The organism is Chrysiogenia bacterium (assembly GCA_020434085.1).
Lineage (GTDB): Bacteria > JAGRBM01 > JAGRBM01 > JAGRBM01 > JAGRBM01 > JAGRBM01.
In genome coordinates, this window is the sequence record JAGRBM010000069.1 from 1 (window position 1) to 6845 (window position 6845).

Consider the following 6845-nt stretch of genomic DNA (forward strand, 5'->3'; position numbering starts at 1 on the left):
CGCCTTCTATCGCCAGCGTCTTGATCCCGAGAGCGTGTGGGACCTGGGCGAGGCACATGAAGGCGAAATGCCCGCGCGCACCTGGCCGAGCCAGGCGCCGCGGGTTCAGCTCTCCGCCAAGGGCGGCCGTGCGCGGCGCGGCTGGGCGGTGGTCATCGGCGGGGAAGGGCAGGCGCGCTACGTGCTCGACGGCGAGCCCGGTTACTGGCCCACCGCGTGGACGCAGCTCTGGGAGTCCCGCCGCACCGTGCTCGACTTCACACCGCGCGCGCTGGCGCTGGGGTCGAACCGCTGGCTGGTCGGCCGCGTGGATCCGACCGTTATCGTGGGTACGAAGAGCGAAGGACGCGAGTCGGTGACCGGCGGCTGGGCCCGACTTCGATTTGAGGAAGGGAACGTCGAGGTGGTGCGGCGCTAATTCGTCCGGTCCCCGATGTAGTCGGCCAGGGCGAGCAGGGGCTCGGCCTTCTTGCCGAAGGGGGCGAGTTCCTTCTTGGCCTGCGCGATCAGGCGGGCGGCTTCCTTGCGGGACTTGTCCAGCCCCATGAGTTTGGGGAAGGTGGACTTGTCGTGTCCCTCGTCCGAGCCCGCGGGCTTGCCCAGCGTGGCGGTGTCGGCGGTGACATCAAGAATGTCGTCGACCACCTGGAAGGCAAGGCCGATGCTCCGGCCGTAGCGCTCGAGGGCCTCGCGCTTCTTCGCGCTCGCGCCGCCGACGATGGCTCCCATGGAGAGCGAGGCGGTGAGCAGGGCGCCGGTCTTTGCCCCGTGCAGGGTGCGCAGTTCCTTGAGCGAAATCTGCTTTTTCTCGGCGGCCATGTCGAGAGCCTGTCCACCCACCATGCCGCGCCAGCCGGCTGCGTCACTCAGGACGAGCACGAGCTCCGCGCGCTTCTTGTCGGCAAGCGGCAGCCCGGCCCGGGGGTCGGTCAGCACGGTGAAGGCCTGCGTGAGCAGGGCGTCGCCGACCAGAATGGCCGTGGCTTCGTCGTATTTCTTGTGGGTGGTCGGGCGCCCGCGACGCAAGTCGTCGTCGTCCATGCTGGGCAGGTCGTCATGCACGAGCGAATAGGTGTGGATCATTTCGATGGCGCAGGCGGCCGGGTAGGCGGCCGCGGCCTTACCGCCGACGGCCTCGCACGCGGCCAGCACCAGGATGGGGCGCAGGCGCTTGCCGCCGCCGAGCAGGGCGTACTGCATGGCCTCGCCGAGCTGGCCGTAGCCCTTGAACTTCGCGCGCCGGGCGAGCTCGCGCTCGACGATCTTCTGCTGGCTCTTGAGATACTGGTTGAAAGAGAAGGCGGTTTTCTTAGTCGTCATCGAACAGGCCGCCTCGTTTGGCGGCGTCCTCCAGGTCTTCGGCTTCGATCCCACGCACCTCGGTGGTGCCGTCCTCTTTCTGGAGGAGGACCTCGATGCGCTTCTCGGCTTCGTCGAGTCGTTTCATCAGGGTGCGGGTGAGCGCGATGCCCTGCTCGAAGGATTCCAGCGCCGCTTCCAGGCCCAGTTCCCCCTCTTCGAGGCGGCTTACCAGCGTTTCGAGCTGGTCGAGCTGGTCCTCAAAGGAGGCTTCCTCGTCTTTCGAGGCGGCTTTTTTCGGGGTCTTCTTCGTGGCCACTGGCTCTGCACCTTCGCGGGCACCGGCAGGATCCGGCCCGGTTTCGCTGAAATCGGGGCCGCCCGCTCGGTGTGGGCGGCGATCTTAGCGGCAGGCCCCGGGCGTAGCAAGGCGCCGCGAGGCCCCTTTCGAGAAAAGCGCGTTCCGGAAAAAGCCTGTGATTTTGCTCACTTGATGGAGTCGGGCCCCTTCGCTACGATGGGGGCAACGACAACGCTTCCAGATCGCGTGTGAGGCATCGGCAGGGGGACAGATAACCGAAATTCGGTCACCTGCTGCGTCTTTTGTTTGCGATGGGAGGAGATGCGGTGATTTCACTTCGCAGGCTTTATTCTTCAGTCATTTGCTCCGGATTGCTCGCAACCGTGCTGCTGGCGGCTCCCGCCATGGCGATCGACGCCGATGTGGGCGCCGTTGTGGGGACCGAGGGCAAGTCCCAGCTCCAGTTCGATGAGCCCACCGGGGTCGCCATCGATTCCGAGGGCAACATCCACGTAACCGACAGCGGCAATGCCCGCGTCCAGGTGCTCTCGAGCAAGGGGGCATTCGTCCGTTTCTACGGCAACACCGTGGCGCCCAAGCTCAAGGAGCCCTACGGCATCGCCATCGACCGGGCCGATCAGGTCTACGTGACCGATACCAGCCTGGGACGGGTGTTCGTCTACAAGAAGGACGGCAGCTTCGTGCGCGCCTTCGGCGGCAGCGGGTCCAAGCCCGGACAGCTCAGCGACCCCAAAGGCATCGCCGTCGATTCCCAGGGCCAGGTCTACGTCGCCGACTACGGGAACGACCGGGTGAGCGTCTTCACCAGTGAAGGCCTGTTCCTCTACAACATCGACTCCACCTGGAGCACCAAAACCAGAATCGAAAAGCCTGTGGGCGTGGCGGTCGACCCCGCCGACGATGTCTACATCATCGACAAGGGTCGCGGCGTGCTCGTGCAACTCGACCGGCGCGGCGATTACAAGCGCGCGGTGCTGGGTTCCTCTCTTGGATTCCGTGAGCCACTGGCCATTGCGGTGGACCGCTCGGGTTCGTTCGCCATCATGGATGGGCGCAAGGACTCGGCCGGCCACTGGGCCCAGGATCTGCGTCCCTTCAACCCGCTTGGCGTCGAGGGGCGCCAGCCCGGCCAGTTCGATGACGCGCAGGGCATCGCCTTCGACGACGCGCGCGATACCGTGGTGGTGGCCGATACCGGCAACAACCGCGTCCAGATCTTCAAGCTCCGCCGCCGCGAGTTCGACCAGCCGATGCCCTCGCTGGCGCCCGAGTTGGTGATTCGGCTCGTTGGCACGTTCAAGAGCCCGGCCCGCGACCTGGCCGTCATGGACCGTGAGCGCTTCTTTGTCTCCGTTCCCAAAGAGCGCAAGATCCAGCTTGTGGACATGAACGGTGCCCCGCGCCTTGAAATCACCGAGCCCGAGGACGCGCCCGGCTATCTCAAGGAGCCGGTTGGCGTTGCCTTCAACGGCTCGATGCTCTTCGTCTCCGACTACGGACGCGGTGACATCAAGGTTTTCAACGACAAGGGCGTGTTCCAGTACAAGTTCGGCCAGTCCGGCAGTGACCCGGTGGAGTTCGATGAGCCCACTGGCATGGATTTCGCGAAGGGCGATATCTACATCGCCGATTCCGACAACGACCGCATCCAGGTGCTCAGCGAGCGCGGCCTGATTCGCCGCGTGATCAAGGGCGGCGGCGGCAGGGAACTCGATTCGCCCCGCGATGTGGTGGTCGGCCCCGACGGTGCCATCTACGTGGCCGACACGGGCAACCACCTGCTGCGCAAGCTCAACCCCGGCGGCACGCCCGTGTTCTCCAAGGGTGGCGAGGGATACGGCCGCGGCCGCTTCCAGAGCCCGCGCGGCGTGGCCCGCGACAACGACGGCTACTACTACGTGCTCGATGCCAACGGCATCCAGATCTACGACCAGACCGGAGAGTTCGTCACGCGCTTTGGCGCCGGCGACATCGAAGGCGAAGGCGCGTTCAAGGCGCCGACCTGCCTGGACATCGATGCCAGCAAGGGCGCGCGGCTCTTCGTGTGCGATCCCGAGCAGAACCTGGTTCATGTCATCGACGTGCTGCGCGTGCCCAGCGCGCCGCGCGATGTTTCCCTGGCCTCCATCGAGGGGGCGAGCAAGCTGAGCTGGAAGGCCGGCGAGGAGAGCTACCGCAAGGAATTCGTCGTCTACGTCGGCGAATCCGCCGACGGCCCCTGGGCGGAACTCGGCACCAGCACCTCGAACGACTACACGCTCCAGTATCCGCTGGACAAGCCTGGCACTTTCTTCCGGGTTGCCGCGCGCAGCCACGCTGATCTCGAGAGCGCCCGCAGCGCGCCGGTCGAGGACAAATATCGCCGCGGCATCAACGCCTACGAGGCCGGCGATTACGCGGCGGCCATCGCCGCTTTCGATGAGCAGCTTCTTTCCGTGCCGGGCCACCCGCCCAGCATGCTCGGCAAGGGGCGCGCGTTCGGCAAGCTGGAGAAATTCGACGAAGCCACCAACGTGCTCACCGATCTCTCGCGGCAGGAGGGCTGGAACGACAAGGCGCTGCTGGCACTGGCGCAGGTCTTCCTCGCCGCCGACAAGGTGCAGGCCGCCGACGACAACGTGCGCAACGTGGTGCAGTCGAGCCCCGAGAATGCCGAGGCCTGGCGCGTCTTCGCGCAGGTGGCGATCCTGCGTGGGCTCTATGAAGATGCGATCGAGCGCGCCAACCGCACGATCCAGCTTGAGCCCGACAATCCCGATTCCTACCTGATTCTTGGCGATGCCTACATGGCCAAGCGCATCTATACCGATGCGCTCAAGAATTATAAGGAAGCCTATGAGCGCGATCGCCAGAACGTGCGCGTCTATATCAGCATGGGCACTGTGTTTCAGAATCTGGCCGACACCGAGAACTCGGTCAAGGCGCTCAAGTATGCCGCCAAGCTCGACCCCAAGAACGCCCGCCTGCTCGTGCAGATCGCCCAGATCTACTACGACGGCGGCGATCCCCAGAGCGCGCGCGGGATGCTGCGCGACGCGGCGGCAATCGATCCGGGCCTCGCATCGGTCGATGTGCTGATGGGCCGCATTGCCTTTGACGCCGGCAACTATGAAGCGGCGCTCTCGTCCTTCCAGAAGGCCGAGCCCAAGGAGCCCAACAACCTGGAGATTCAGCTCTACACGGGACTTGCCTACCAGAAGCTCGGCAAGAAGGCCGAGGCCGAGTCGACCTTCCAGAAGGTGATCACCCTGACGCCCGAGCAGGTGGGCCCGCTCACCCGCCTGGGCAAGACCCTGATGAAGCACAAGCTCTACGATCAGGCGCTCGATGTCTTCGACAAGGTCTACCGCCTCGACGCACAGAGCCCGGACGCTCCGCGCTACATGGGCGAGGCTTATCTGGCCATGAAGCGCCTGCCCAACGCGATCAGCAAGCTTGAAGAAGCCTCGCGCCTCAATCCCAACGACGCCGAGTGCCACTACCTGCTGGGCAAGGCCTATCTGGCCGCCAATGTGCAGGCCAAGCCGGTTGCGCAGCTCAAGCTTGCAAGCTTCATCGATCCGCGCCGCGCCGAATATTTCATCGCGCTGGGCCAGGCCTACATGCGCGACAAGGAATGGGCGAAGGCGGTGGCAGCCTATGCGACCGCCCGCGAAATCGATCCGCGCGACGATCAAATCGTTCGTTACTACAAGGAAGCCCGCACGAAGGCCGATGCGGCGCCGCGCTCGGGCGGCGGCCCGGTCGAAGCCGAAGACATCAGCTTCCAGACCGTCAAGCAGTCGAGCTTCCGTGACTACGCAAACGGTTCCTTCGCGACGGTGTATCTCAAGAACAATTCCCGCCAGAAGGTGGTGAAGATCAAGGTGAGCCTGATGGTGGAGGGCTTCATGAGCTTCCCCGACGAGGAATACCTGACCTCCCTGAACGCCGGGCAGACTCGCAGCATCGAACTGGGCGGCAAGTTCAACCAGGCAGCCATGGACCTGCGCAAGGACGTCTACACGCTCGCGGAGATCCGGATCGAATACTTCTTCAACAAGCGTCCGATCAAGGAAACCATCTTCGAACCGGTGCAGATCCAGGCGGATCTCAACTCCGGCGGCGCGGGCGGGCTGGCTCCCTGAGCGGGGTTTACGCAAACAACAAAAAGGGCGCGACCGGTGGTCGCGCCCTTTTTCGTTTCAGGCGTAAAGCGCTTTGCGATCAGATGCCGCCGCTGATACCGGCGCGACGGATTCCGTGCGGCACGCTGCCGACGGATTCGCCCTCGTGCAGGAGCTGGGTCTGCACGCAGGTCAGCGCCGCGATGCGGAAGATGTCGTCCACACTGGCGTCACGCTGCAGAATGTTGATTGGCTTGTTCAGGCCCAGCAGGATCGGGCCGATGGACTCGGCATCGGCAAAGCGATGCATGATCTGGTAGCCGATGTTGCCGGCCGAGAGATTCGGGAAGACAAGCACGTTGGCATCGCCCTGAATGCGGCTGAACGGGAAGTCCGCCGCCACGTCGGGGTCGGTTGCCGCATCGAACTGCATCTCGCCGTCGATGATGAAGTCGGGGCGCAGCTCGCGAACGATGTTGGCCGCCTCCTGCACCTTGTGGGAATACATGTTGTCGACCGAACCGAAGTTCGAGAACGAAAGCAGCGCGATGCGCGGGCTGTCGATGCCGAAGTGCTTGGCGGCATCCGAGGCCAGCAGGGCGATCTCGGCAACGGTCTCGGCATTGGGCTCGATGTTCACGGTGGTGTCGGCGAAGAAGAGCACCTTCTGCTTGAGCACCAGCATGTAGACGCCGGCGGCCACGGTGCGGTTGGGCTGAAGGCCCACGATCTGCAGCGCCGGGCGAAGCGTCTCGGAATAGTTGCGCGTCAGGCCGGCGACCATGCCGTCGGCATCGCCGCGCTTGACCATCATGGCGCCGTAATAGGCGCGCCGGCGCATCCAGCGAAATGCCTCGGATTCGATCATGCCCTTGCGCGAGCGTGCCTCGCACAGATCCTTCACGTAGTCGGGAACCCGGCTGCTGGTGCGGGGGTTGATGATCTCGACGTCGGCCGGATCGATGTCCAGGCGCTTGAGTTCGTTGTTCACCATCCCATCAGAATGGGACCGACCGCCTGGGCGTTGCCGAGGCGCTGCAGCAGTTTATAGGCCACGTTTCCGGCCACCAGGTTGGGGAAAATCAACACGTTGGCCCCTCCCTTGCCGGCCAGGGGAC

Annotated in this window: 6 protein-coding genes; 2 read left to right on the top strand and 4 right to left on the bottom strand. The window is 64.6% G+C overall.

Translation table 11 applies throughout. The annotated features are described in order from the left end of the window. Positions 1-418, top strand: a 418-nt coding sequence (locus KDH09_02340) for a hypothetical protein (protein ID MCB0218509.1), incomplete at its 5' end; no start/stop codon positions are given. Here KDH09_02340 and KDH09_02345 read toward each other — a convergent pair. After that, positions 415-1320: a polyprenyl synthetase family protein gene (locus KDH09_02345; GenBank protein MCB0218510.1), complete on the bottom strand. Its 906-nt coding sequence runs from the start codon at positions 1318-1320 to the stop codon at positions 415-417. The genes KDH09_02340 and KDH09_02345 overlap by 4 nt on opposite strands. Next, on the bottom strand, positions 1310-1618 hold the full coding sequence (locus tag KDH09_02350; GenBank protein ID MCB0218511.1) for an exodeoxyribonuclease VII small subunit: 309 nt from the start codon (positions 1616-1618) through the stop codon (positions 1310-1312). The genes KDH09_02345 and KDH09_02350 overlap by 11 nt, the downstream gene beginning before the upstream one ends. 386 nt (positions 1619-2004) lie before the next feature. On the opposite strand from KDH09_02350, the gene KDH09_02355 reads away from it, so the two are divergent. Then, entirely contained in the window at positions 2005-5748 is a 3744-nt protein-coding gene (locus KDH09_02355) for a tetratricopeptide repeat protein (protein MCB0218512.1), read from the top strand. Positions 5749-5827: 79 nt separating this feature from the next. Here the strand turns inward: KDH09_02355 and KDH09_02360 are convergent, their stop codons facing one another. Further along, positions 5828-6718 carry a hypothetical protein gene (locus KDH09_02360; protein MCB0218513.1) on the bottom strand — a complete coding sequence of 297 codons (891 nt, stop codon included), beginning with the start codon at positions 6716-6718 and terminating at the stop codon, positions 5828-5830. Then, a partial coding sequence (locus KDH09_02365; protein MCB0218514.1) for a phosphate acetyltransferase occupies positions 6715-6845 on the bottom strand: 131 nt, incomplete at its 5' end. The genes KDH09_02365 and KDH09_02360, both read right to left, overlap by 4 nt.

Excerpts from the sequence above, each read along its gene's own strand:
- KDH09_02345 (MCB0218510.1), bottom strand. The coding sequence starts at position 1,320 with ATGACGACTAAGAAAACCGCCTTCTCTTTCAACCAGTATCTCAAGAGC.
- KDH09_02355 (MCB0218512.1), top strand. The coding sequence starts at position 2,005 with ATGGCGATCGACGCCGATGTGGGCGCCGTTGTGGGGACCGAGGGCAAG.